General features: G+C 47.6%; 22 protein-coding genes and 1 riboswitch. Of the genes, 17 read left to right on the top strand and 5 right to left on the bottom strand.

The annotated features are described in order from the left end of the window. Window positions 1-97: 97 nt before the first annotated feature. Window positions 98-562: a MarR family transcriptional regulator gene (locus V5J77_RS18125; RefSeq protein ID WP_338552208.1), complete on the bottom strand. Its 465-nt coding sequence runs from the start codon at window positions 560-562 to the stop codon at window positions 98-100. A gap of 185 nt (window positions 563-747) precedes the next feature. Here V5J77_RS18125 and V5J77_RS18120 point away from each other — a divergent pair, with 185 nt between their 5' ends. The 3 genes from V5J77_RS18120 (at window position 748) to V5J77_RS18110 (ending at window position 4,323) form a co-directional block, all read left to right on the top strand. Then, window positions 748-1,224 carry a GNAT family N-acetyltransferase gene (locus V5J77_RS18120; protein WP_338552207.1) on the top strand — a complete coding sequence of 159 codons (477 nt, stop codon included), beginning with the start codon at window positions 748-750 and terminating at the stop codon, window positions 1,222-1,224. Window positions 1,225-1,227: 3 nt separating this feature from the next. Next, window positions 1,228-1,884: a SprT family zinc-dependent metalloprotease gene (locus V5J77_RS18115; RefSeq protein WP_338552206.1), complete on the top strand. Its 657-nt coding sequence runs from the start codon at window positions 1,228-1,230 to the stop codon at window positions 1,882-1,884. A gap of 286 nt (window positions 1,885-2,170) precedes the next feature. Beyond that, window positions 2,171-2,256, top strand: a riboswitch (cyclic di-GMP riboswitch). 90 nt (window positions 2,257-2,346) lie between these two features. Then, the gene (locus V5J77_RS18110) at window positions 2,347-4,323 is read left to right on the top strand and encodes a methyl-accepting chemotaxis protein (RefSeq protein ID WP_338552205.1); all 1,977 of its coding nucleotides are present in this window, start codon (window positions 2,347-2,349) and stop codon (window positions 4,321-4,323) included. A gap of 100 nt (window positions 4,324-4,423) precedes the next feature. Here V5J77_RS18110 and V5J77_RS18105 read toward each other — a convergent pair whose 3' ends face one another. Beyond that, window positions 4,424-5,503, bottom strand: a complete 1,080-nt coding sequence (locus tag V5J77_RS18105; RefSeq protein ID WP_338552204.1) for a saccharopine dehydrogenase NADP-binding domain-containing protein — start codon at window positions 5,501-5,503, stop codon at window positions 4,424-4,426. 95 nt (window positions 5,504-5,598) lie between these two features. Continuing rightward, entirely contained in the window at window positions 5,599-5,919 is a 321-nt protein-coding gene (locus V5J77_RS18100; protein WP_338552203.1) for a metalloregulator ArsR/SmtB family transcription factor, read from the bottom strand. A 131-nt stretch (window positions 5,920-6,050) separates the two neighbouring features. On the opposite strand from V5J77_RS18100, the gene V5J77_RS18095 reads away from it, so the two are divergent. The 4 genes from V5J77_RS18095 (at window position 6,051) to V5J77_RS18080 (ending at window position 10,161) form a co-directional block, all read left to right on the top strand. Beyond that, window positions 6,051-6,356 carry a hypothetical protein gene (locus V5J77_RS18095; RefSeq protein ID WP_338552202.1) on the top strand — a complete coding sequence of 102 codons (306 nt, stop codon included), beginning with the start codon at window positions 6,051-6,053 and terminating at the stop codon, window positions 6,354-6,356. 7 nt (window positions 6,357-6,363) lie between these two features. Further along, window positions 6,364-7,047 (top strand): Crp/Fnr family transcriptional regulator, encoded by a 684-nt coding sequence (locus V5J77_RS18090; RefSeq protein ID WP_338556907.1) that lies wholly within the window; start codon window positions 6,364-6,366, stop codon window positions 7,045-7,047. 167 nt (window positions 7,048-7,214) lie between these two features. Beyond that, window positions 7,215-8,057 (top strand): DNA alkylation repair protein, encoded by an 843-nt coding sequence (locus tag V5J77_RS18085; RefSeq protein WP_338552201.1) that lies wholly within the window; start codon window positions 7,215-7,217, stop codon window positions 8,055-8,057. A 145-nt stretch (window positions 8,058-8,202) separates the two neighbouring features. After that, a complete protein-coding gene (locus V5J77_RS18080; RefSeq protein ID WP_338552200.1) occupies window positions 8,203-10,161 on the top strand; it encodes an AraC family transcriptional regulator in 1,959 nt (652 codons plus the stop codon). A gap of 121 nt (window positions 10,162-10,282) precedes the next feature. Here the strand turns inward: V5J77_RS18080 and V5J77_RS18075 are convergent, their stop codons facing one another. Then, window positions 10,283-11,842, bottom strand: a complete 1,560-nt coding sequence (locus V5J77_RS18075; RefSeq protein ID WP_338552199.1) for an IS1182 family transposase — start codon at window positions 11,840-11,842, stop codon at window positions 10,283-10,285. A gap of 257 nt (window positions 11,843-12,099) precedes the next feature. On the opposite strand from V5J77_RS18075, the gene V5J77_RS18070 reads away from it, so the two are divergent. Beyond that, the gene (locus V5J77_RS18070) at window positions 12,100-14,094 is read left to right on the top strand and encodes an AraC family transcriptional regulator (RefSeq protein ID WP_338552198.1); all 1,995 of its coding nucleotides are present in this window, start codon (window positions 12,100-12,102) and stop codon (window positions 14,092-14,094) included. Between the two features lie 128 nt (window positions 14,095-14,222). Here the strand turns inward: V5J77_RS18070 and V5J77_RS18065 are convergent, their stop codons facing one another. Next, window positions 14,223-14,888 (bottom strand): TetR/AcrR family transcriptional regulator, encoded by a 666-nt coding sequence (locus V5J77_RS18065; protein WP_338552197.1) that lies wholly within the window; start codon window positions 14,886-14,888, stop codon window positions 14,223-14,225. Window positions 14,889-15,220: 332 nt separating this feature from the next. On the opposite strand from V5J77_RS18065, the gene V5J77_RS18060 reads away from it, so the two are divergent. The 9 genes from V5J77_RS18060 to opp3C all read left to right on the top strand — a co-directional run bounded on the left by V5J77_RS18060 (window position 15,221) and on the right by opp3C (window position 25,397). After that, on the top strand, window positions 15,221-16,000 hold the full coding sequence (locus tag V5J77_RS18060) for an SDR family oxidoreductase (protein ID WP_338552196.1): 780 nt from the start codon (window positions 15,221-15,223) through the stop codon (window positions 15,998-16,000). A 45-nt stretch (window positions 16,001-16,045) separates the two neighbouring features. Beyond that, window positions 16,046-17,182 carry an SMP-30/gluconolactonase/LRE family protein gene (locus tag V5J77_RS18055; protein ID WP_338552195.1) on the top strand — a complete coding sequence of 379 codons (1,137 nt, stop codon included), beginning with the start codon at window positions 16,046-16,048 and terminating at the stop codon, window positions 17,180-17,182. A 175-nt stretch (window positions 17,183-17,357) separates the two neighbouring features. Then, window positions 17,358-18,425: an LLM class flavin-dependent oxidoreductase gene (locus V5J77_RS18050; protein WP_338552194.1), complete on the top strand. Its 1,068-nt coding sequence runs from the start codon at window positions 17,358-17,360 to the stop codon at window positions 18,423-18,425. A 336-nt stretch (window positions 18,426-18,761) separates the two neighbouring features. Further along, entirely contained in the window at window positions 18,762-19,322 is a 561-nt protein-coding gene (locus tag V5J77_RS18045; protein ID WP_338552193.1) for a nitroreductase, read from the top strand. A gap of 108 nt (window positions 19,323-19,430) precedes the next feature. Then, window positions 19,431-19,940 carry a MarR family transcriptional regulator gene (locus V5J77_RS18040; protein WP_338552192.1) on the top strand — a complete coding sequence of 170 codons (510 nt, stop codon included), beginning with the start codon at window positions 19,431-19,433 and terminating at the stop codon, window positions 19,938-19,940. 27 nt (window positions 19,941-19,967) lie between these two features. Continuing rightward, a complete protein-coding gene (locus V5J77_RS18035) occupies window positions 19,968-21,479 on the top strand; it encodes a monooxygenase (RefSeq protein ID WP_338552190.1) in 1,512 nt (503 codons plus the stop codon). A gap of 233 nt (window positions 21,480-21,712) precedes the next feature. Beyond that, window positions 21,713-23,398: a peptide ABC transporter substrate-binding protein gene (locus tag V5J77_RS18030; RefSeq protein WP_338552189.1), complete on the top strand. Its 1,686-nt coding sequence runs from the start codon at window positions 21,713-21,715 to the stop codon at window positions 23,396-23,398. An 81-nt stretch (window positions 23,399-23,479) separates the two neighbouring features. Beyond that, window positions 23,480-24,421: an ABC transporter permease gene (locus V5J77_RS18025; protein WP_338552188.1), complete on the top strand. Its 942-nt coding sequence runs from the start codon at window positions 23,480-23,482 to the stop codon at window positions 24,419-24,421. Next, window positions 24,414-25,397, top strand: a complete 984-nt coding sequence (gene opp3C / locus V5J77_RS18020; protein ID WP_338552187.1) for an oligopeptide ABC transporter permease — start codon at window positions 24,414-24,416, stop codon at window positions 25,395-25,397. Before V5J77_RS18025 ends, opp3C begins: the two co-directional genes overlap by 8 nt. Window positions 25,398-25,405 lie beyond the last annotated feature (8 nt).

Genomic DNA, 25,405 nt, shown 5'->3' with positions numbered 1-25,405 from the left:
CTTTCTCAATTATGGTTTGCAGTTAATTAGTTAGAAATCTAACTATATGTCAATCATAATCCCTTCCCTTCATTCGAAAGGAGGGGCTACGAGGATGCTAAAATGATGATTTGCGCCCAACGGAGTTCGCCGTATCTTCTTCAATATTGGCTTCAATGCGCGAAAGGAACCTGAACAGCAAGTTGGTTTCATCTTCGGTGAAGCCTTCCAGCAGCGTATGCTCAAAATCTTCAAAATATTGATTGAACGAGCCAAGCAGCTCTTTCGCAGCTGGGGTTACACGCAGCAGGTTGCGGCGCTCATCTTTCGGATCAGACTTGCGAACAATAAGGCCTTTCTTCTCTAAATTGTTGACCAGACTGCTGATAGAGGAGCCTTTGCGGTTAAAGGTAATTTCGAGGTCCTTCTGCGAAAGTCCCCCTTCCTCATGCTCATTAATATACCGAATGGCATGCCCTTGCTCTACCGTTAACCCGTACATCTCCAACTTCTTATTGACGTTGAGCTTCATCATTAGACCGATCATACGAAACTTATACTGCAGATTGCGGTCTTGCTGCATAGTTATCACCTTCTGTTTAAATAAATTAGACATCTAATAGTTAGAGTGCTAACTAAATATATCGTGATGGATTTCGTTTGTCAAATCGTTTTTTATTTTTTCAATACATCGAATATGGTATGATTACGGTCACGAGTCACCGTCACAATGAATCCAAGCTCTTAGGCAAAAAGGAGAACAAAATCATGTCCAGCATTATAGAGAAGCCCTTCGATCAAGAAATGCAAAATACACTCAGCGAGATTACAACGACCTACCATGCAAGCGAACTCAGCAAGAAGGACCAATCGGAGCTGCCGGCAAGCATCTATGTCATTGAAGCAGAAGAGACGATGGTTGGCTACGGCGTCATTTGGGAGTATGCGAGCGGCAAGCAGCTCATCGAAAAAGCGGAAAATGATTATTTTAGCGATGACGAAAAATATTTGGAAAAGGATTTTTATATTGATGTTAAAAATAAAAGGGATTTTGTTTTTATAGAAGCGCTGGATGTGCTGAAGGAATATGAAGGCAAGGGACATGCGGCCTCCTTTATCAACTGGCTTAAAGCGAAATATCCGAAAAAGAGAATGTATGTGTACACGCTGGATAAATCGCGCAACTTTTGGTATAAGCAGAACTTTGAAGCGCTCGGCACGACAGCCTGGATGACCTTTAATTAGCCGATGAACATTGAATTTGAAAATCAAACGATATCGTTTCATGTTGAATACGGCAATCGGGAGAAAAAAATATCGATTCAGATTGAGCCGTCAGGCTTCATCACCGTTAAAGCCCCGAAAGCAGCAAGTGAAGAGGTCATTAAACGATCAGTCGAGCGGCATGGGAAATGGATTTTGGAGCAAAGGAAGCAGCTTGCGGAGGCAACAAAAACGCCGCAAACGAAGCAATATCAAGAGAAAGAGAAATTTCTCTATCTTGGCAAGGAGCGTTTGCTGCATGAGTTAATGGAGACTGAGGGTTTATCAGAGGAGGAGCTTCGAAAAAACCTTAAGAAGTTTTATTTTGCAAGCTGTAAAAAGATTGTAGGGGAACGCCTGCCTATTTATCAGGCGCAGCTGAGAATAAAGCCTAAATCTGTTGAGATTGTCGAGTCCACGACCAAGTGGGGAAGCTGCAGCTCAAGCAAGCATTTAACCTTCAATTATCGTTTGGCGATGGCTCCATTGGATGTAATTGATTACGTCATTATCCATGAGCTTTGCCACTTGTTTCATATGAACCATGACCGCTCCTTCTGGAGGCGCGTCGGCAGCATAATGCCGGATTATAAAGAAAAAGAACAATATTTGGCCAGGTACGGCGGCTTCATGACACTCTAACGCTCGGCAGTCAAAGAGAACGTCCTAATGATTGTCGAGTCTGAAGCGTCTGGGGTGCGCCAGCCCCAGCCCCAGCCCCAGCCCCAGCCCGATTTGGAATCTACGACACCTCTCTAAGCTTGCTTGTGCAAGCTCCTCTATATTCTTTAAGTTCCTCATTGAATGAAAAAACCTTTCATTGGCTCACCAACACTGTATTTTTTGGTTGAATATGTAAATTTGTAAAGATTCTAATGAATTATTAATGTGTAACTATAAAACTTTAGTGACGCTTTACCGATATTCTTTTTTATAAAGGTGAACTCGCGGAAGGGCGGGGACGCAAAGCTTCGAGTCGAATGACCTAAGCACGATGCTAGTCGGGTCGTCGACTAAGGAAGGGGTATGTGTACGCAAATCCAGTCTATTCGGTCCGGATTTTTTTCGTATTCAAAAATTTACGAAGGAAAAAGAGTGATTACAATGAAACTAACCATCAAAAGCAGCCTGATTACCACTCTATTAATGACCGTATCACTAAGCTGTGTGTCCTTCCTTGGCTATGATAGAGCCAAAACGACATTGGAGGCAAACTTTAAGAAACAGGCAGAGCAGCAGCTGACTGTGGTTCAAAACTACATTGATATATGGATACAGGGTACACAGGCCAAATACGAGGCATTAAGTCAGTCTGATGATGTGAGGAACCGAGATATTCCTAAAATTCTCGCCTACAGCAACAGGATGACAAAGATTACCGATAACCCGGACGAATTTGCATTTATTGCTCCTGACGGCACGCTTTATTTGCCGGGAGCAACGACTAGCGTTAAGGATTACCCCCATTTTCAAAGAGCGATCAAGGGTGAGACGGTGACGATTGATCCTGTAGACTCAAAATCTCCGGGCGTGGAGGGAACTCCGATTGTGCTTACGGCTACGCCTGTAAGGGATGATCAAGGAAATATCGTTGGAGTCGGCAATGGGGGTCAGCCCATTCAGGACCTGATTGATCTTATCTCCAAAGTGAAATTAGGAGAAAGCGGTCATGCGATTGTTTATACAAAGGACGGGACGGTTGTGGCTAGTCAAAAACCCGAGGAGACCTTGCAGAAAAATATGGCCGATTACGACAATGAGGCGTTAAATAAAATGGTAACGGACAGCACAAATGGCGATACGGGTTTAGGTGAAGCCGTCATTAACGGCTCGGAGCATATGATCGTTTATGGCAAATCTAACATGATGGATTGGGGCATTGCCATTTTGGTTCCCAAAAGCGAAGCCTATGCCCAAGCGAACGCCTTGCTGCGGTTTTCGATTTTTATAACCATTGTGTGTCTTCTGATTTCCGCAGCCATCATCTATACGGTCATGCGCAAAACGCTAAAGCCGCTTTCCATCATGAATGAAAAGCTGAAGGGGCTATCTGCCAGCGAAGGCGACTTGTCCTCCAGACTGGCATTTGAAACGAAGGATGAGATCGGCGAGCTTTCCAGAAGCTTTAACGGGATGCTTGAAAATTTGCAAGGGCTGATCCTTTCTATTTTGGATAAGGGACAGATTGTTGCCAGCTCCTCGTCGCATCTATTGGGCAATGTGGATCAAATATCAACAACCGTTCAGCAAACCACCACTAACATTCAGCAAGCAAACGCCGGCTTGCAGGGTCAAATGATGGGCTATGAAAGGAATTTGGGGTTGATTGGTAATATTAGTGAAGGCGTATATGGCATACTAAATATATCTAACGATACCTCTGGCATAGCCGCTGAAGCTTCCAAGGGAGCCAAAACAGGCAATGAGGCCGTCGATGCCTTGGCCAATCAAATGGACTCCATCCAACAGACGGTTAATGAAGCTGCTGAGGACATTAAAAGATTGGGCGAGCGTTCGATGGAGATCGGCAACATTACGTCTGCCATTACATCTATTGCTTCTCAAACTAATATTTTGGCGCTCAATGCTTCAATCGAGGCCGTCAGAGCGGGAGCTCATGGAAAAGGGTTTGCGGTAGTGGCGGAGGAAATTCGCAAGCTTGCGGAGCAATCAACCGAATCCTCCAATCAGATTGCGAGTCTCATTCAACAGGTACAGGCCGACACGAATCATGCCGTGGGGACAATGGACAAAGGCACAGGTGAAGTTGCGCTTGGTTTGGAGCAAGTAGATAAGGTCGGCGTTTTATTCCAGACGCTAGTGACAACAACGACGGACGTATCCACGCATATGGAGAAAATTGCCTCAGCCGCCGAACAGCTAAATGCCAATACGGAGCGTGTGGAATCCGAGATTAAACAAAGTGTGCAAATCAGCAAGGACTCATCCCAAAGCTTTGAGACGATTGCCGCCATGTCGGAAGAGCAACTTGCTTCCATTATGGAAATAAACAGCTCTGTGGAACAGCTGACACGCACAGCGGATGAGCTAAAAACGATGCTTAATCGGTTTAAAGTGTAGTTCAATAACGATGAGGCCATGCCCAAAGTCGACCTGCTGTCGCTATGGCATGGCCTTTTTTGTGCGAATCGAAAGCTAACGAGCGTTATGGCCCTTTCATCTAGTTGGAGACCACAACGCCATATTGTTTGAAAAAGTTTAAAATTGCCGCTTTATCCATTCGCGAATTTGGCAAGTCCTCGGGGTAATAAACGCCGGGAGCTATCGGTTCGTTGTTAGGCATTAGCAGCAGCTTCTCGGCTTGGACAGCCGCACCAAGGGCGGTAAGGTGAGTTTGACCAAGCGGGTCCGAAATAGCGACTCGCCGCTCGACGGGGCGGCCATTAGGGCCTGTTCCCTTTAGGTGGATAAGCACATGATGGGTGCTGCCGGTGCCTGGATTGTAGAGCAGGCGCTGCCTGAACGATCGGAACCTTTTGCCGCTAATCATTTTCCATAGCCCGCTGTTAACGAGCGCTACAAGCAAGGAGGTAGATGTTTTGCTGTCGAAGCTAATACGGAAGCTAGCTGTGTCAATATGGTTATCTTTAAGCAGGGTCATATGATCAGGCGTATCGAGCCGATAGCATTTTGCCTCATAGCCATTGGGAAACTGGACCTTGACGGGATCGGTCATCGGATGTACAAGGCGGCTTTTTCCCGCTTCCGTAATATGAAAGGGAATCGTCAGTCGATCCATATAAGCGGTAGAATCGGGTCCCGCTTTATCCTGCAGAGAGTATAGGGCATGAATATCGACAGCTACGTTCTGAAGCGATTCGGCATACAGCTTAGCGAATAGAGAGGCTGTTCCCGCCATCCAGCCTGAGGATAGCACGACAGGCGCATGCAGCTTTACCTTTTTCAATTTAGCAGAGGCTTGCTCAAATAATTCCGTCCAGCGAGTCACATCAATGAATGGGATTTTTCTTTTCACGGCTGCCAGCAGCAGCTTGTCTTGCAAATCGTTAACGGCGCTGATGATGAGCGAGATAGGCTCATCTACATGCTGAAGAGGGTCCTCCGTGTTCGTATCTACAACAACAGTATGTACGCGTTCAGATTCTAAGGCGGCTGCTTTCCCGGGCGACCTTCCTCCCAATACAATGTCCAAATCTTCATGCCGATCCAATAAAATCTGGGCAATCTGTCGGCCAACCTCGCCATAACCTCCAACAATAAGAACGTTTCTTTTTTGCATATTATGAACCTCCGATTAAATGTTTATACGTTTAAGTTTTTCGACATATTAAGCTTTGAAAAAGGAATGTCAGCATGCTGGCCTAAATTTTGGCACTAGCATTGGCATTCCTCTTCCACGAATTGGACAAGCTGCTTCATAAGCGCAATAGCGTCATTGATTTCGAGCCGGTAGTACATTTCAGTTCCTTTCTTCTGAACGGTCAGCAGCTTTGCTTGGCGCAATATCTTTAGATGATGGGAAACGGTAGGTCGTGACATCGGGATTTGCTCGGCAATTTGCGTCACATTCATACTATCTTTGTCGATAAGCAGCGATATAATTTGCTGGCGAACAGGGTCCCCCAAGCCTTGAAAATAAGGGCTTAAGCTTTCAAAAATGTGAATCGCCTTCTGATTGCCGGTAAATTCGCTCATGGCTCCACTCCGCTATATGGTTCAATTGTTTAAACGTATTGCTAAGTATAAGTGATTTTCTAGCAAAATTCAAATGACTACGAAATGTCACCAATAACGGATGTTCCTCGTGACAAGATGAAACGAATCAAGTGAAGAAAATTCGACTGCACCGCAGCCGCAATTCATGTAAAATAAAAGGGCTGACAGGCTGGTCAACAGCTCGTCAGCCCTTTAAGCTAGTGATGGAGGCGATGAAAACGGAAATTTATGCTGCTTATCAAAACGTAACGAGCATATCTGAATTATATGCGACGCTCTTTCAATTGGATAAAATCGTTAAAAACAAGCAGGCCTATTTATTTGAGCTTGCGTTTGAGAAGCGCCAGAATAAACTCAGGATACAGAGCGACGTCGCTTGGCTTCAGAAGCTGCTCGTTTATGTACGAAGCGAATAGGTCTATCGTGGATAAAATTCAATATTTGTCGCAATTTAATCTGCTTCATTCGTTGTCGATGGAAGATTTAATCGAGATGGAGGAGCTAACCGTCATTACGCCTTTTTCGAAAAATACATTTATTCAGACGCCGGCGACATTTGCCGAAGGGCTTTATTTTGTGAAAAAAGGCAAGGTTCGCTTGTATAAGCTCAGCGCGGAGGGCAAGCAGTTCACTTCGGATATTTTGAGCGAAGGCAATGTATTTGGGGAAATGGCGATGATTTCGTTTGGAACGCGAAACCATTACATTGAAGCAGCTGAAGACAGCGATATTTGCTTGATGGACCCGAAGCGCTTTGAAAATTTTCTGCTTCATCGGCCCCGGTTTATGCTGTCCTTGCTTGAGGTATTAAGCGACCGCTTGAACGGCATGAGCCAGTTGACGGAGCATTTGGCGCTGGGGAACCTGCATGATAAAATTTTGCATGCGCTGATGCGGCTTGGCAAGGACTTCGGATTTACTAGCGCGGGCGAATTCGATAAAATAAACTTTCCGCTCTCGCATCAGGAAATTGCCCATCTCGTTGGTGCGAGCCGGGAATCCGTAACGGTCGCCCTTCAAGAGCTCGTGAAAGAGGGCTACATCAGCACCGGCTTCAGAACCATTTGTATCCACCAAGGCAAGCTTATGAAGCGCCTGATGACTTAGCTGCAAAACGAAACAAAACAAAACGAAAGCTGTAAGCTGCCTTACAGCTTTTACGCTCCCTTATCGCGTATTTTATAAATAGCAGCTTGCTTGGAAGGCATTATCGGCTATTATCCGACGATGCTTGCTGGCACGCTGGTATTATTTAGTAGGAAAGGGAGAGTGTTATGGATACCGAAACGCTGATACCTGATGCTATTTTGCACCGTAAGGGAGCGCGTAAAATAGATGATATTCCGCCCAAGGTTGCTAGTCTGCTCAATGAGGGCAAGCTTGAAAGCGTCAATTTGACCGAATGGCTGGCTGTTGATCATAAATCTCTGCTGCATGCGGTTACAGCTGAAATGAGCCTTGGGCAGGACGCTGAATCGTTGCTTCTGAGAATTAATGCATTCAGCGAGCGTAAAATCATGAAGCTCATTCCAGCCATTGCCGAAGAGTGGCTCGTATGGTTGGAAGGCCGGTGTGCTGCGGAGCGATCCGGTCTTTACGAGGCGCTGGCGGGTCACCGCTCGGATAGTGTCCGCTGCTGGGCTGCATACATGATCGGTCTCGATGCCCGATTGAGCTTGGAGCAGAAATTGGCTGGCATTCGTCCGTTCGCGGCAGATCAACATTTTGGCGTACGTGAAATAGCTTGGATGGCTGTAAGGGAGCCCATTATTCGCGAATTAAGAGAAGCATTGGTTTATTTCGCAGGCTGGGTAATAGATGCTGATGCCAATATTCGGCGCTTTGCCATTGAGGCTACGCGTCCAGTAGGTGTATGGGCAAAGCATATCGTGGCTTTAAAGGAAGAGCCTGCTCCAGCTTTGCCGCTATTGGAAGCGGTTTGCTCCGACCCGGCAAAATATGTGCAGGACTCTGTGAGCAATTGGCTGAATGATGCCGGTAAAACGAATCCAGATTGGGTACTTCAGGTATGCAATCGTTGGCAGGAGCAGTCTGATACGAAGCAAACGAAGCGAATTGTAACGAGGGCAAAGCGCAATCTGCTGAAAGAATCATAAAAGGCACCGCGGCATAAATTTAGAGGAATAGTTAAAAAGAAGAGCATGCGCTTTGGGCATCTGCTCTTCTTTTTAACTTTAATTGAGAAGTTTTATCATTTATAATAGGGAAAAAGGGGTTTAGCTACAGTAGGAGAGAAGCAGCATGAAGCTGGGTGAACATATAGCCGTATGGAATCATACGGCGGTGAAAATATTTGATATAAGGCATATGGTCATGAATGCTGGGGAACGGCTGAGTGATTATCGTTTTCCGGCTAGCGGTTTTTTGTATGGGGTAAAAGGAGCGGCGAATTTGCGTCTGGACGGCCATTTTTATCAGTCGCGGCGTTTTTATTTGCTGCATGGCGCAAAGGGAATGCACCTGGGAATCGAAGCGCAGGAAGAATTTGAATTTTATTTGCTGTATTATCGGGCAAAGCTCGCTTTCTCGGGCTGGAGGGAAATTCGCCAGCTGCTGGAGCGCCGAAGCCCTTTTGAAACCCAATATGGGTTTGAGCCCGATGAGCCACTGGCCATGCTCGCGCTGATGTCAACGATGAATCAGACGCTCAGAAATGAAGGGAGTCTCGGCAGCGTGCAAATTAAGGGGCTTTTCTACCAATTTGTACATGAGGTGCTGGGCCAGCTGAAAACAAAGGAGATGGCGAGCGGCGAGCCGGATCTAGTTACTCAGGCGATACGTTTTCTGCATGAGCATTATCAAGAAGGGATCTCGCTGGATGAGCTTGCCAATCGCTTTAATTATAGTCCGCGTTATCTGTCGATGAAATTCAAGAAGCAGACGGGCGAAAGCCCAATTGATTATCTCATTCAAATTCGCATTAAGGAAGCGAAAAAGCTGCTGCTGGAATCGGGAGCGACGCTTCGGGATATCGCAGCCTATGTCGGTTATACGGATGAATATTATTTCAGCCGTTTATTTAAGAAGCAGACGGGCCTATCGCCAGCACGTTATCAAGCCAAGGAGCGGGGCAGCAGCATAAAGGAAGATAGTCCATTGGGAAATGCCAAATTGTCCATTGGATCGTACGAACGGCAACGTTATAGTATGGATGGTGGTGATAATCATTATCAATATTATGGCGGAGGGTTTACAGATATGAAAAGAAATAAAAATGCAGCACTCGTATTGAGCATGCTGCTCAGCTTGACATTAGTGCTTGGCGCTTGCTCTACTGGAGGAACCAATGCGGGTTCAAACACATCCCAGACTGCGGCGAACGTAACCGCAACTACTGCGGCTAATGCCAATACTGCTAGTGAAGCGAGTACACGGACTATATCCACGGTAAAAGGTGATGTTGTTGTTCCAGCGGAGCCAAAGCGTATCGTTGTGCTGTATATGCTCGGTGATGCAGTTGCTCTTGGCATTAAGCCAATCGGCATTTCTGAAGTTTATGATGGCGCAGCCTTCTCAGAGCAATTGGAAGGTGTGGAATCGCTGGGCCACTGGAATGAAACGAACCCGGAAGCGGTCATGGCGCTTGATCCGGATCTGATAATCGCCAATTCCGAGGATAATTACAGGGTGCTTAAGGATATTGCGCCAACCGTGCTCATTCCTGCCGATCAAGTATCCACAGTAGAGCGGATTACGAAGCTTGGTGAAGTGTTTGGCAAGGAAAAGGAAGCGCAGGCGCTGCTGGATAGCTTCCAAAGCAAGGTGGAAGAGAGCAAAGAAAAGCTTCGCTCGGCTGGCTTGCTGGACAAGACAATTACGATTATCGAAGGCGGCACGAAAGAAATGCTGATCGTTGAAAGCAAGGAATATGGTCGGGGCTCGCAAATTGTGTATGATTATTTAGGCATGAAAGCGCCGGAAATCATTCAGCAGAAGCTGGAGAAGGCGAAAACGGTAGAAAGCGAAATGGTATCCATGGAAGTGCTGTCGCAATTTGCGGGCGATTATGTGATACGCTCCTCTTGGGAGGGGATGGATGATCTGTCGGGACATCCGGTTTGGAGCAGCTTGCCTGCGGTGAAGGCCGGGCATGTCCTCGATGCGGATTTCGGCTTGTTTTATTACACCGATCTTTTTTCGCTGAATACGCAACTGGATGTCATTACGAACGCTTTGCTGGCGACAACATCGAGCAAGTAACCATAAGTTAGCTAGGTTAAAAATCTAACGGGGCTGTCCCAAAAGTAAGTTCGCTCACTTGAGGAAACAGCTCGCTTCATGAAAAATAGGCAAAAATAAAGAAATAGCGGTGCTAGGGAGGTCATCCCTGCACCGCTATTTTTGACTTTTGGTCTATTGTCGCTTTCTTGAGCAAATTGTGGGCAAGCGAAAGCCACCCGACCTCCAGGCTTACCTTAGGCAGGCCACGAAGCAGAAAACGTCTGAATCCCCGGTTGTTCTTCAGTTGTCCAAATACACTCTCGGGCTCGATCATTCGTCGAACCGCCAGAGCGTATCCCTCGTCGCTCCTGAGTTTCTCGCGTACTTGCTGCTTGTACCGCAAATACTTGAGACTCACGCTGATTTCCCGATTCCCTTGTGCTTTTGTACAAGCTTCTTTGAGCGGACAATCTTCGCAGCTTGCGCTACGATAGTGTCGCTTTCTGACTTCATATCCGCTTTCAGTCGTTCCCTTACTTTCATAACGAAACAGCAGCTTGCGCCCTACCGCGCATGTCCAAGTATCTTCGGCTTCAACGTACTGCCAGTTGTCCAGCTTGCTGATATCCTGCTGCCACCTCTTCGATTTTTCCTTGTGGTAAGTACTGTACTTCACTAATGCTTCTAACTGCTCACCTTCTAAGTATGCGTCATTTTCTTCACCGCCGTATCCTGCATCCGCGATGACGGTTTTCGGCAGCTTTCCTAGAGCGGCTTTAACCTTCTCCAAATGAGGTTTGAGGCAACGCGTGTCGGTTGGGCGTTGATGCAAACTGTAGCCGATGATGAACTGGTTTTCTGTTCCGATCTGCACATTGTAGCCAGGTTTCAATTGACCATTTTGCATGTGATCTTCTTTCATTCGCATGAAGGTAGCGTCGGGATCCGTCTTGCTAAAGCTGTTCCGATCCCCAAGAAGCTCTTGCTGCCTTTCATATTTTTGCAAACGAGGGAGCAGGTCTTTACGGAGCGCGCGCACCGCTTTTTTAAGCGGCTTGTCCTTCGGCTGGACTTGCAGTTTAGCTTCCAATTGTTGAACAGCAGCCTCTAGCTTTTCGCTCGTCAGCGCGGATGCCTCGCCAAGCTCGGTGAGGTCTTCTCCAGCCTGTTCCAGCTCTTCTTGCTTCTCCGCTGCTTCAATCGTTGCAAACAGTGTCCGTACTTTCTCTTGCAACTTTGCCTTGTGCTTCACGACGGCTTTGCCCCAGACGAAGGTGTAACGGTTCGCGTTTGCTTCGATCTTCGTGCCATCGACAAAGTAATGCTCAAGCTTCACGTACTTTTCCTCTGCAAGATAATGAAGGATACCTGTGAAGACCGTCTCCAGTACCTCTTTCATTCGTTCGGAACGAAACCGATTCAGCGTTCGAAAGTCTGGTCGTTGTCTGCCTGCGATCCACATGAACATGATATTCTCACGAACCGCTTTGGCGATTTGACGAGAAGAGTAGATTCGCTGTGAGTAGGCGTAAATGATAACTTTGGTGAGCATCTTGGGGTGATAGCTATCTCTTCCGCCTCCGGGATAAGCCGCGTCGAAGATCGCGTCGTCGAGCTGATTAACAGCAGCGTTGACTACACGAACCAAATGGTTAGCGGGTATGTCTTCTTCTAAATCCATTGGTAAGCAAAGTTGATCCATGGTATATTGAATGTACAAAGAAACCGTCTCCTTTGGTAGTTGGTTGGGTGGTACCTCCATTTTACCAAGAAACGGTTTCTTTTTGTTTGACATTATGAAGAAGGGGCGTCCCTAAGTCATTTATGACTTTTGGGACAGCCCCGTTTTTTAAAATATACTGAATACTGCTCATTTAAGTATCCTTACTTGGTTGTTACTAAGAATGATTATCAATTAAAATGGAGAAAAATTTAAATGTTCGGGTGGGCTTGCAACAGGGGGAGTGAAGCGCAAGTATGCAATTAAATGAACATATAAGGCTATGGAATCATGTTTTTATTAAAATTGTTGATATTCGCTATGCGGTGATGGATAAAGGAGAAGAGTTGTCCTCTTATCGGCTGTCAGCGAGTACGTTTATTTACACCGTGCGTGGAAGCGCGAAAATCTGGCTGGACCGCCAACTGCATATGGCTAAGCGATTTCATATTTTTCATAGCGGCAAAGGCATGAACTTGACTATTTTAGCGGAGGATGAGCTGGAATACTATATGATTTTGTACAAGCCGACGCTTGCGCTGCCAAGTGCTCAGCATTTGGCGAAGCGGCTTGAGAAGGATAACCCCTTCCATTATCAATATACGTTTGAGCCGATCGCGCCACTTGCCTTATTCGATATAGTTGAGCGTCTGTATGCGGAGTGGATGCAGGAGAGTGAGCTTGGCAGGCTGCGGGTAAAGGCGAGCTTTTACCAGTTCGTCTATGAGCTGCTTTGGCAATGGCATCAGCAGGATCGGGAGCCCATTCGACCAGACTTGGCGGCAATGGCGGTTCGCTACATCCAGGAGCATTATAATAGACCACTTACGCTGAATGCGATTGCTGGGGCATTGGAGTGCAGTGAAGGGCATCTATCTAGATTGTTCAAAAATAAAACGGGGATTAGCCCTATGCATTACTTAGGCCAGATTCGGACCCAGCGTACGATGCAGCTGCTGCTGCGGACGGATGCCACCTTGCAGGATATTGCTGAAAATGTCGGCTTCCCGGATGCCCATTCCTTAAGCCGGAGCTTCAAAAAATATAAAGGGATTTCTCCAGCACGCTATCGAGAGAAGTATGGCGTGGAAGGGTCAGGTCGGGATATGCCCTTACCGATGCAAGGAATTGCCGTTCTACAGCCTCCCTTTCACGTCTATAATGATATTGAAAATCATTTTCATTATCGGACGGGGAGAGAATTATTGATGCAAAGAAGAACGAAAATAGCTGTGATGGCTTTAGTGATGTGCTTTACCATGCTTGTAAGTGCATGTGGAGGCACTGCTAATACCAATGTTAGTTCATCAGGAGCACCGACTAATCAGTCGGCTGGCGCAGCAAATACAGAGACATCGCCTGCTGCTCAGCAAGTGGATTCAAAAGCAGCGACCCGCATCGTAGCTACGCCTAAAGGTGACGTGGAGGTGCCTGCCAATCCGCAGCGGGTTGCCGCCGATCAATATATGGGTCATTTGCTGAAGCTCGGCATTATTCCAGTTGGGGTCAGAAGTTTTATGCTGAATGAGGCATGGCTTGGGGATTCAGGCATTTCGCAGGATGTACTGGATAGCATCGAGGATTTGGGCGGTTTTCCAATGAATTTGGAGAAGCTGACTTATTTGGAGCCTGATCTAATTATTGGTTCTATTGATGAAAATATTGAGCAATATGAGAAGGTTGGAACGACGGTGTTTCTGCCTTATTGGGAAGAACTGAAGACAGCGGGACCGCTGGAGAAATTTCGGAACGTCAGCAAAATATTCGGGAAGGAGAAGGAAGCCGAACAGTGGATCACAGCGTATGATGCAAAGGTTGAAGAGGCAAAAGCGAAAATAGCCGGAATTGTGAAGGAAGGTGAAACGGTTTCTATCGTTCAATTCGGCTACAAAGCCTTGTATGTCATCGCGGCTGAGGGCGGCAATTATGGCAACTCGACCATTTATCAAATGCTGGATCTGCCGCCAACTCAGCAAGCAAAAGATATGAAGGATGGCTTTGCAAGTATTTCATTGGAGGTTTTGCCGCAATATACGGGCGATCATATTTTCTTATACGGGGCAGAGGATGAGGGCGGCGAAGAAATATTGAACAGCGAGCTGTGGAAGCAGCTGCCTGCCGTGCAAAAGGGTCAAGTATATAAATACGGCACCTTTGGCGAAAATGGCGATGAGTTTGTTATGGAAGACCCGTATTCACTGGAGCTTCAGCTGGAGAAGGTCGTCAGCGTCATGACAGCGAATCAAAAATAGAAGGTAGAAAGCCGCCAGTCCTGTTGAGAGGATTGGCGGCTTTTTAAGGCTTGGAAGAAGCGGTCTAATTAATCGACCGGCAGCTTGACGAACCGCTAAACGCTAGGCTAGGTGCTAGACGCTCAAATTTAGCCTTCCTGCTTAGCGTACAAGGTGCTCGATAATAGCGAGAGCGTTTGCTGATAAGTGGTGTAGGCGGAGGAAACATCACCCAGATGCCCACCCATTTGCAGATGGATGACGCCGTGGAGGGCGCCCCAAACGAGGCGGACTATTTCTGCTGTATCCGTTGGTGCCGCCGCCGACAGGAGACCCTGCTGCTGGGCACTGCCGATTACGTAAATCAATTGCCGCATAGCCGTCACGGTACCTTGCAGGCTTTCCTCATCTGGCTTGAAATCGCCGAATGCTCCGCCAAACATCAGCTTGTAATAGCTGGAGTAACGCTGTGCAAATTGCCAGTAGGTTTCGCCCAAAGCGAGTAAATGCTCTCTCGGATCGGAGAATGCAGGCGTTGCTTCAAACTCGCGAGCCATAATTTTGCAGCCGTCGAGATACAGCTGCTGCGCAAGCCCTTCTTTATTGACAAACAAGCTGTAAATAATTTTGGTGGAGCAGCCCATTTTCTGTGATACTTTACGAATGGTAACCGCTTCAGGGCCTTCCTCCTGCAAAATCGTAGCCGCAGCGTCTACGACGAGCTTGCGGAGATTTTCGGTATTTTGCAGCCGGGCTTCCTGATAGGTTTTCAACTCGCGCTTATTCGTATTAAGGGGATGATCCTGTTCACCCATTTTTATCACCTTCGTCTCGGTCAACCTGTTGTTAATAAGCAACAGGGTTTCCTATTCACTAATCCAAATTCTATACAGACGATGAAGGCTTGTCAATGTGCAGGATAAGGCTTAAGACAAGCTGACTGCTCCCTTTATATTTATCATCAGAGCAAGTTGAATAAAAAAACATTGACATCACTAAGATGTCGGATTACTATGGTTCTATATGGAAACACTGTTACCAATTAAGCGGACGACTCGTTTTAGCTCAAACGTAACGGTGCTTATTTTTAATAGCTTGGTAACAGTGTTTCTTTAAAATACGGTGTATAGAAATTGGAGGACTTTATATGAATATTCAAGGAAAATGGACACTTGTTACAGGAGCATCCTCAGGTATAGGCGAGCAATTCGCCAGGCAATTAGCAGAGAAAGGCAGTCATTTGGTGCTTGTAGCGCGGTCGGAGAGCAAGCTGAATAGCCTTGCCAACGAGCTTAGCAAGAAGCACGGCATTCAAGCAAAGGTCATTGCGCTTGATCTGTCCAAGGATAGTGCGCCGAGCGAGCTGTATAAGCAATGCCAGCAGATGAAGGTGGATATTGAGCTGCTTATTAATAATGCAGGCTTTGCTACGCATGGCTTGTTCGAGCAAGTATCCGGTGAGCGCCAGCATGAGGAGATCATGCTCAATGTTGCGGCGGTAGTAAGCCTGACCCATTTGTTTTTGCCAAGCATGCTGCGCAGAAGTTCAGGTACCGTCATCAATGTAGCTTCCACTGCGGGCTTTCAGCCACTTCCCTATATGGCGGTTTATGGGGCGACCAAAGCTTTCGTCTTATCGTTTACGGATGCTCTATCGTGGGAAAATCGCGAACGCGGCGTAACGTTTTTTGCTTTCTGTCCCGGCTCGACCGATACGGATTTCTTTAAGGTCGTAGGCACGGAATCCGCCTCCGTCGGGAAAAAAGATACGCCGGAAAGAATCGTCAAGCAGGCGCTGCGCAAGCTGGCGCAAGGCAAGACCTATTTTGTACCGGGTATGCAAAATTATATCGGAGCACAGCTGTCGCGGTTCGTAACGCGCAAGCAGTCTCTACGGATCGTAGGCGGCATGCTGAGGCCACGCTAATCCATGCATCAGCCTTCTTATCATCATGAAAAGGGAGATATTCAAATGACATCTACATCGAGAAAAACGAAAGCTAGCTCTAAACGCAAAATGATCAGCAGGGTAGGCTTATCCCTTTTAGGGCTGCTCGTGGCAGGAGCACTGGTCCTTATTATTACGCCATCCCCAGTCGAGCCAGTAAAATGGATCGCGCCAACGGCGCCTTCTTTCGAGGCGGAGGGGCCGTGGCAGCAGAACGACAAGCTCAGCTCCGCCCAACTGGTTACGGATGCTCCGCATTTCCCGGAATTCATTACCTTTGATAAGGAAGGGCGGCTTTATACAGGGGATTCCGACGGTAAAATCTATCAGGTTCCTTTCGATGCACAGGGCAATCCCGGGCCGGCAGTCGTGTATGCAGATACGCAAGGAACACCAAATGGCATGATGTTCGATGCTAACGGGAATCTCATTGTGACCGATGTGCAGAAAGGCCTGCTTGCGGTATCGCAGACAGGGAGCATAGAGGTGCTTGCCGATTCAGTGGACGGCGAGCCGATTTATTTAGCTAATGAGCTCGATATCGCGAAGGATGGCACGGTTTATTTTTCCGATACATCGAATTATGGCAAGGTGACCTTCAAGGAAATGGCGGAAAACAAGCCGCATGGGCGGCTGCTCAAATATGATCCGGCGACGAAGCGAACGTCAGTGCTGCTGGAAGGACTTTATTTTGCCAATGGAATTGCGTTGGCGGCAGATGAGGAGTATGTGCTGGTGGCAGAGTCGTATCGCTATCAGATGACCCGCTATTGGCTTTCAGGGGAGAAGCAGGGGACGGCAGATATTTTTGCTGAAAATATGGCTGGCTTCCCGGACAATGTAACGCGGGATGCGCAAGGAAACTTCTGGGTCGGCATTTTCACGAGCCGCTTGGCATTTGTTGATCAAATGCACAACAGCCCGTGGCTGGCTGGGCTGATGGCTAAAGTGCCGCAAGCGCTGCTGAATGGTGCCAGCGCGCCGGTGAAGCATGGGCTTATTGCCAAATACAGCCCACAAGGGGAACTGCTCGAAAGCTGGCATGAACCGTCAGGCACGCTTTATGGCATAACGACAGCGGTAGATCATAACGGCTATTTATATATCGGGACAGCGCCGGGAGGCAGCGAGGGTGTATACCGCGTACCTTTGTCCAAATAGGCTGTTCTTATTCTTCAATTGTAGCTTGTTGCGAATCGGATTTTTAAATGAGAAAATAAAAAATCTCTATTAGACGGCAGCAGGAAACAGGTGATAAGGTGAATTCAACTTAATTCATACTATGATTAGGTGAATAGTTGTATATTGACTTTGTAACCTGAGAGGAGCAACAAGCATGAAATTTGCATTATTCAGCTTGCTGATGAATATTCCCAATGCCGTCACGGGAGAGGCGCTCACCACGCAGCAAAAATTTCAAAACGTCATAAATCAGGCGGTGCTGGCAGAAAAGCTAGGTTTTGATGCTTATGGCGTGGGGGAGCGGCATGGTGCGCCTTTTTTATCCTCTTCGCCTCCGGTCATTCTCACTGCGATTGCTGCCCGAACCTCACGCATTCGACTGCTCACGACAGTTACCGTATTAAGCGTGCTTGACCCGGTTCGGGTGGCCGAGGATTATGCGACGCTGGATCATCTGTCCGGCGGGCGGCTGGAGCTGATTATTGGCAAGGGCAACGATCCGCGGCATTATCCGCTGTTTGGCATTACGGAGGAGGAGCAATGGGAGTCCATGGCAGAGCGGTATGGATTGCTTAATCGCCTGTGGACAGAGGAAAATGTAAGCTGGGAAGGCCGATTTCGCACTCCACTCGACAAGGTGACAACGCAGCCGCGTCCATTCCAAGCGCGCATTCCGATTTGGCATGGCAGTGCATCAAGCCCATTGTCAACGGAGCTGGCAGCTAAATACGGCGAGCCGATTTTTTCCTCCAACAGCTTCCATCCCCAGGCAAAATATAAGGCGCTTATTGATCATTACCGTGAGCGATGGGCGTATTATGGTCATGATCCGAAGGAGGCGGTCGTTGGCTCGGGAGCTGACAGCTTATATTTGGCGGATACGAATGAAGAGGCGATTCGGCGGTATCGCCCCTATTATAATGCTTTTCAATCTACCGATTCCGCAAAGCACAATCAGTCGCCGTTCAAGGATCTGGAGGATAATATGGCGAATGGGCCCGCCCTTGTTGGCAGTGCGGAGCATGTGATCGAGAAAATATTGGATTACCATCAAGCCTTTGGTCACGAGGTGCTGAGTATTAGCGTGGATGGACTGACGGAGGCGGAGCAGCGCGAGCAGGTGGAGCGTTTTGCCGCCGATGTTATTCCTGTGCTGAAGCGGGAAATTCCGAGCAAGGTTTGGGAAGCCTCGCCATTATTTACGTATCAGAAGGGCCGATAGTTAGGCAATCCGATAACGTTTTATCGTTAAAGATGAAGCCAAGGGGAAATTCCTCTTGGCTTTAGGCGGTTTGAAGGGGGCTGACTCACATTTCAAGGAAGCACGCCGTATTTGAAAACACTTCCTGTTTTTAGTTTGCGAAAGGGGACTACAGGTTTTGGAGCGGCGACTATTATCAACCCTTCATTGACGAATAGAGGATGGTTGTGGTTAAATTGTTTCCAAGGAAACAATTTGCGCAGAGATTGCAGAATATAATTTTTTACCTATATCTAAATTGTTTCCTTTGAAACAAAGTTTCAAGGGTGGAAAATAAAATAGAAGGAGGGTCATTCAATGAGCATTGCAGTTACGATTCGTGAAAGGCGCAGCATTCGGCACTTTAATGAAAAACCGCTTGCGCCGGATATGCTGCTCCAATTGTTAAATGATGCCGTGTGGGCACCTAATCATGGGCTGCGGGAGCCCTGGCGCTTTATTGTAGCTGAACGTATGGAGGCAAAAGCGACGCTGGTCGATCTAATGATGGAGTCGATGGCCCATCTGAAACGCCTGAAGCTAATGCCTGGAAAGTTGAAGCAGATGATGATGCAGCATTACAGCAAAACCCCTGCGTTTCTAATTGTTGTGATGAAAGCAGACAAGGATGCGCATAAGCAGGAGGAGGATTATGGGGCTGTAAGCTGCCTCATTCAAAACTTTCAGCTACTGGCTTGGGAGCAAGGGATCGGGATGGTTTGGTTAACGCTCGAATGTATCCACTCTCCTATATTTTGTGAAGGGCTTGGCGTCAAGCCGGATGAGCGTATTGTTGGTATACTGCTTATGGGCTATTTCGATAAAATGCCGAAAGCAAAGTCGCGTACGCCTGCTGAAAAGAAACTGACCATCCTGTGAGCTGTAGCTGCGGCTGGGGCACAATATTTTTATTAATCAAATTGTTTCTTTGGAAATAATTTATGAGTTATAATGAAAGGAGTGAAGCAAGCAAAGGATGGGTTAAGCGTGGAAAAACATCAAATGAACAAGCAATATGTGTATGAACTGATTTTAAAGCTGCTGCATCAGCAAGAGCAGTCCGAGCAGAACGAAGGCAGTCTATTTTTACAGAAGCTGCGCAGCAGCATTGAATTTGATACGCCGCTTAATATGACGGAAATTCATGTGGTGTCCTGCATAGGCCAGCACGAGCCGCTTAATTTGACGGCAATTGCCGATAAAATGGGGCTGAGCAAGGGAAACGTCTCCAAGGTGACGACTCGCCTTTTGAAAAACGGCTGGGTACGTAAAACGCAATTAAACGATAACAAAAAGGAAGTTTATTTTCGTCTGACTGCGCCGGGCAAGCAATTGTATGTCATTCATGAAGAGCTGCATGACAGGGCGCAGGAGAAATTCATGGGAATATTACATGCCTACAGTGAGGCTGAGCTTGAGGTAGTCAAACGGTTTATTCTGGATTTGATCGGTTTTTATGAGCATAGTGTTGCGGAGATAGCGGGGCAGTCATTATGAATGCTCAATGGGGAGATGTGACGATAAATGAAAGATGGCGTAATTGTGGTAGGAGGTGGGCCAGTCGGACTAATGGTAGCCTCTGAGCTGGCTTTGGCTAACATAAAAGTTTGCTTGCTGGAGCGTTTGAAGGATACAACACCTTATTCTCGTGCATTAACGATTCATCCCCGTACGCTGGAGATATTAGATATGCGAGGGCTTGCTCCAGAGCTGCTTGAGAAGGGGAGGCCGATTCCGAAAGGGCATTTCGCGGGTCTGGCAACGCCTTTGGACTTTTCGGTTTTGGATTCTGCCTCGAACTATACGTTAGTTCTTGCCCAGAGTGAAACCGAGAAGCTGCTGGAGGAACGGGCAAGAGGGCTGGGCGTAGCTATTATTCGGGAGACGGAAGTGAAATCGATCCGCCAGCACGACGAAGGCGTTGAAGTGACGGCGCTAGGGGCGGAAGGAGAATATAGGCTGACCGCTGCATACGTCGTGGGCGCTGATGGCGGCGGAAGCCTTGTTCGTAAACAAATGGACATCGCTTTTTTAGGAACTGATGCTACCTTTACTTGTATGCTTGGCGATGTCAAGCTGCCAGAGCTGGAAGCAGGGGGAATCGTTTCTCATTTTACGGAACAAGGCGGTATCATGATTGTACCTGTGACTAAGCAGATTCACCGGGTCATTGTGTTCGATTCCGAGCGGATGGCGATTGCTAAGGACGAACCAGTCACACTCGGTGAGCTTAAGTCCAGCATGCTTCGTGTTTATGGACAGGATTTTGGGATTAGAGAGGCGCAGTGGCTTTCGCGATTCGGAAATGCAACACGCCAAGCGGAGCATTTTCGCAAAAATCGGGTTTTCCTCGCTGGAGACGCGGCACATATTCATCTTCCAGCAGGCGGACAAGGGATGAATGTCGGTTTGCAGGAGGCTGTGAATTTAGGCTGGAAGCTGGCTGCTGAGCTGAATGGCTGGGCTCCGGACTGGCTTTTGGACAGCTATCATGAGGAACGTTATCCTGTCAGCACGGCGCTGCTTCGCAATACCGAAGCGCAGGCTCTATTGATTAGACAGCTTCCGGGCGTGGTGGAGTTAAGAAAGCTTATGGCATCCTTTCTGCAAATACCCGAGGCCAATGCCTTGCTCGCTGCCCAAATTTCAGCCTTCGATGTGGGGTATGCGCCTGACCCCCACTCGCCGCCACATCCCCTGAATGGACGCCGATTCTCGGAGCTTACTTTAAGGCTGGCAAGCGGCTCTCTTCTAAAATCCTATAAGCTCATGCATGCAGGCTCTTATGTGCTGCTTCACCTCGCGAGTGATCCCCAATTCGGCGAGCTAGTCGCTTGGGAGAAATATCCGCATGTGGAAGGTGTGCAAGCTTCTATAGCTGAAGCAGCTGTCGGGTGGGAAAATGTTCATACGGCTTTAATTCGCCCCGATGGCTACATTGCATGGGCGGTTGACTGTACAGAATCGGCGCCGCTAGAGGCGGTCAAGGCAGGACTTGCCCGTTGGTGTGAGCCAGGTTCGATAAGCTTGAAATAAGCCATTCATTCATCTATTTCCTGCCAGAATGGCTAGTCTATAACCCCTATCTCGTTGCCGAGATAGGGGTTATTTAATATTTCTATCGTTATATCAATTAATTTGATAATTCCAATAAGAATAGTTGACTTTAAAAATATCGACTTGTATAATGCAGAAAAAGGTTGAAACATCCTAAATTTTACATGGAATGAGATTCCTTTTTATTTCTAGCATTTGGGGAGGAAACTTTGTTGAAAAAAGTAAAGATAGCAATCGCCCTATTTTCCGTTCTTTTATTATTAGCAGGCTGCACAAGCGCAAAGCAGGGCTCGGGTGTAGCGCCAGCTTCAGCTGAAAGCTCAAGTGCTTCTTCAGAAAGCGAAGCGCCAGAAGCTAGCCCTTCCGCGCAGAAGGTGCTCAATTTGGGCAAAGAGGTGGAGCTTGCTTCGATGGATTCCGCCATAGCAACAGATGGGCTGTCTTTTGAAGTGATTGCCGCTACGACTGAAGGCTTATACACGATAGATGAGGAGCGTGTGCCTCAGCTGGCTTTAGCTGAAAAGGTAGAGTTGAGCGAGGATGGTCTCCACTATACATTTACGCTGCGCGATGCGAAGTGGTCTAACGGAACGCCCGTTACAGCGAAGGATTTTGAATTCGCTTGGAAGCGACTCGTTAATCCGGAAACGGCTAGTGAATACAGCTTTATCGCAGAGGTAGCCGGTCTGAAAAATGCCGCTGCCATCATTGCTGGCGAGAAGGGCTTTGACGAGCTTGGGGTCAAGGCTGTTGATGACAGGACGCTGACGGTGGAGCTTGAACGTCCCATTCCTTTTTTTGATTCGCTGCTGGCCTTTCCATCCTTCTTTCCTGTAAATGAAGCATTCTTCAAGGAGAAAGGGACGGAATATGCTTTGACACCGGAAGCGCTGCTGGCGAACGGTCCCTTCAAGCTGAAAACCTGGGAAGTCGGCGGAACAACGTTTTTCTTGGAGAAAAATAAGGACTACTACGACGCAGACAGCGTAAAGCTGGATGGCCTAAATTATAAAATTATTAAAGATACACAGCAATCCGTGCTTGCTTATGAAAATGGTGACATTGACTATGTCGCGCTCTCCGGCGAACAAATTACAAGCTATCAGCAAAGTCCGGAATATCAAAATGTGCTGACAGGCTTTCTCTGGTACCTATCGCCTAATCAGAAGGTTCCTGGTTTGGAAAATATTCATTTACGCAAGGCGCTCTCGCTTGCCTACGACAAAACAGCGGTAGTCGATGAGATATTGAAGGATGGCTCCATCGCAGCGGATTTTGCTGTTCCGCAGTTTTTGGCAACGGGGCCAGACGGCAAGGATTACCGGGAAACAGCAGGCAGCTATCCATCAACGAATAAGGCCGAAGCGCTGAAATATTGGGAGCAAGCGAAGGCAGAGTTAGGCATTGATGCTATTGAGCTGGAGCTGCTGTTTGAAGATACGGAATCAGCAACACTCGTATCGCAGTTCATTCAATCGGAGATTGAAACGGCATTGCCGGGCGTGACCTTTGCGCTCAAGTCCCAGCCGAAGAAAAATCGCGTCGAGCTCATGTATAACGGTGAATATGAAGTGGGCCTGACCAGATGGGGGCCGGATTATAACGATCCGATGACCTATCTTGCGATGTGGACGACGGACAATCCGAACAATTTTGGCAAATGGAGCGATAAAGCCTATGATGAGCTTGCGGATCGAGTGAGCAGAGGCGATCTTGCCAGCAAGCCGGCGGAGCGCTGGGAGGCGTTAAAGCAGCTGGAAGCAAAGGTGCTGGAGGAAGCGGTCATTTTCCCTGTTTACCAGAAGGGTAATGCGGTTTTAATTAAGCCGAACGTAACCGGAATCAATTTAGGCACGATTGGCGGCAATATTTCTTACAAAACGGCGGAAAAACAATAACAGATAGCTCCATGGAAAGCCGGATAGCAGTGGCGGAACTTAAAGCAGCTGCCATCCGGTATTTTTTGAGAGGTGAAGCGATTGAAAATTTATGTGTTAAAGAGATTAGGCTTAGCCGTCGTTACGCTGCTCGTTATTTTACTGGCACTATTCCTCATGCTGGAGCTCATGCCAGGCTCTCCGTTTAACGACGAGAAAATTACGCAAGCGCAGCGAGCGGTGCTGGATGCTAAATATGGCCTCGACCAGCCCGTGTTTAATCGCTTTGTCCATTATATGAAAGCGATGCTGAGCGGCGATTTCGGAGTTTCCTATGTCATTCAGAAAAATATGCCCATTTCCGAGATGCTGGAGGCGCGTCTGCCCATATCGCTGCAAATCGGGCTGCAAGCGGTGCTGCTCGGCACAGCAATTGGCTTATTATTGGGCATCGTAGCTGCGCTTAAGCATAATAGCTTTGCCGATAGCTTGACGACCTTGTTTTCAGTCATTGGCGTCAGCTTTCCCTCCTATGTATTTGCCCTCGCCCTGTCGTATTACTTAGGTTGGAAGCTAAAGTGGTTTCCGCTCTTGTATAGCGCTGCATCACCATTTGTGTCTACCGTACTGCCAACAGTCGCCCTTTCCATGTTTACGATTGCAACCGTTGCGCGATTTACCCGCTCTGAAATGATTGAAGTGCTTCAATCGGAATACATACAGCTTTCGGAGAGCAAGGGCGTCGGGAGTGCCCGGCTAATTATCGTTCATGCACTGCGAAACGCGCTCATTCCTATTATTACGGTGTTGGCGCCGCTCGTCGTCGCTTTAATGACCGGAAGTCTCGTTATTGAGCAAATTTTCGCTATTCCGGGCATCGGCAGCTTGCTCGTGACGGCAATCCAAATTAATGATTATAACGTCATCATAGCGGTATCTTTCCTTTATAGCATCATGTTTATTGCCAGTATGCTGGCCGTGGATATTTTATACGGTGTCATTGATCCGCGCATTCGCTTGGCGAAGGGGGAGAAGCATGGCTAATCAGATACAATCCATTACAGGTGGCGATTTCGAGCTTGCTGGCAATAGCGAGCGGCGGGTACAAATCGATCATACCTATACGAGTCAATCGTATGGAAGGGACGCTTTCCTTCGTTTTAAGGCGAATAAAGGTGCGGTTGTTGGCTTAGTCATTATTATCTTTATTTCATTGTTCGCAGCCTTTGGTCCGATGATGAATGAGCATACCTATAAATCAATCAACATTAAGCATAAAAGCTTGCCCCCGCGTATAGCGGGTATGGAAAGCAAGGTGTATGAGCAGAAGGGGCTTACTGACGTTTATTACATTTTTGGCACGGATACGCTGGGGAGAGATTTATGGACCCGTACCTGGGAGGGGACGCGAATTTCCTTATATATTGCGGTTATTGCCGTTGCTGTAGATATGATAATAGGCATGTGCTATGGCCTTGTTTCCGGTTATTTCGGACGCTCGGTAGACAATGTGATGCAGCGAATCATTGAAGTTTTAAGCGGTATTCCGAATTTGGTCATTGTCACGCTGCTTATCGTCGTGCTGAAGCCGGGCTTTGTGACGATAACGCTCGCCCTAATGATTACGGGCTGGATAGGAATGAGCCGAATAGCGCGGGCGCAAATTTTAAAGCTGAAGGAGCAGGAGTTCGTCCTTGCTTCCCGTACGCTTGGGGCGAGTCATGGCCGCATTATTTTTAGAGATATTTTGCCGAATATATTTGGTCAGCTCATCATTATGTCGATGTTCTCCGTGCCTAGCGCCATTTTTACGGAAGCTTTTCTGGCGTTTATCGGTCTCGGTATTCCTCAGCCCATGGCATCATTAGGCTCGCTGATTAGCGAGAGCTTCAAGTCGATGACGATTTATCCATATATGATTGTCGCACCAGTCGTAGTGCTGGCGCTGCTGATGCTGAGCTTTAATTTGCTTGCGGACGGGCTGCGCGATGCACTTGATCCGAAAATGAAAGAAGGCTAGGAGGGAGT

It is taken from the genome of Paenibacillus sp. KS-LC4 (assembly GCF_036894955.1).
Lineage (GTDB): Bacteria > Bacillota > Bacilli > Paenibacillales > Paenibacillaceae > Pristimantibacillus.
This window is presented reverse-complemented; position numbering and strand designations above follow the sequence as displayed.

Excerpts from the sequence above, each read along its gene's own strand:
- V5J77_RS18125 (WP_338552208.1), bottom strand. The coding sequence starts at position 562 with ATGCAGCAAGACCGCAATCTGCAGTATAAGTTTCGTATGATCGGTCTA.
- V5J77_RS18120 (WP_338552207.1), top strand. The coding sequence starts at position 748 with ATGTCCAGCATTATAGAGAAGCCCTTCGATCAAGAAATGCAAAATACA.
- V5J77_RS18115 (WP_338552206.1), top strand. The coding sequence starts at position 1,228 with ATGAACATTGAATTTGAAAATCAAACGATATCGTTTCATGTTGAATAC.
- V5J77_RS18110 (WP_338552205.1), top strand. The coding sequence starts at position 2,347 with ATGAAACTAACCATCAAAAGCAGCCTGATTACCACTCTATTAATGACC.
- V5J77_RS18105 (WP_338552204.1), bottom strand. The coding sequence starts at position 5,503 with ATGCAAAAAAGAAACGTTCTTATTGTTGGAGGTTATGGCGAGGTTGGC.
- V5J77_RS18100 (WP_338552203.1), bottom strand. The coding sequence starts at position 5,919 with ATGAGCGAATTTACCGGCAATCAGAAGGCGATTCACATTTTTGAAAGC.
- V5J77_RS18085 (WP_338552201.1), top strand. The coding sequence starts at position 7,215 with ATGGATACCGAAACGCTGATACCTGATGCTATTTTGCACCGTAAGGGA.
- V5J77_RS18080 (WP_338552200.1), top strand. The coding sequence starts at position 8,203 with ATGAAGCTGGGTGAACATATAGCCGTATGGAATCATACGGCGGTGAAA.
- V5J77_RS18070 (WP_338552198.1), top strand. The coding sequence starts at position 12,100 with ATGCAATTAAATGAACATATAAGGCTATGGAATCATGTTTTTATTAAA.
- V5J77_RS18065 (WP_338552197.1), bottom strand. The coding sequence starts at position 14,888 with ATGGGTGAACAGGATCATCCCCTTAATACGAATAAGCGCGAGTTGAAA.
- V5J77_RS18060 (WP_338552196.1), top strand. The coding sequence starts at position 15,221 with ATGAATATTCAAGGAAAATGGACACTTGTTACAGGAGCATCCTCAGGT.
- V5J77_RS18055 (WP_338552195.1), top strand. The coding sequence starts at position 16,046 with ATGACATCTACATCGAGAAAAACGAAAGCTAGCTCTAAACGCAAAATG.
- V5J77_RS18050 (WP_338552194.1), top strand. The coding sequence starts at position 17,358 with ATGAAATTTGCATTATTCAGCTTGCTGATGAATATTCCCAATGCCGTC.
- V5J77_RS18045 (WP_338552193.1), top strand. The coding sequence starts at position 18,762 with ATGAGCATTGCAGTTACGATTCGTGAAAGGCGCAGCATTCGGCACTTT.
- V5J77_RS18035 (WP_338552190.1), top strand. The coding sequence starts at position 19,968 with ATGAAAGATGGCGTAATTGTGGTAGGAGGTGGGCCAGTCGGACTAATG.
- opp3C (WP_338552187.1), top strand. The coding sequence starts at position 24,414 with ATGGCTAATCAGATACAATCCATTACAGGTGGCGATTTCGAGCTTGCT.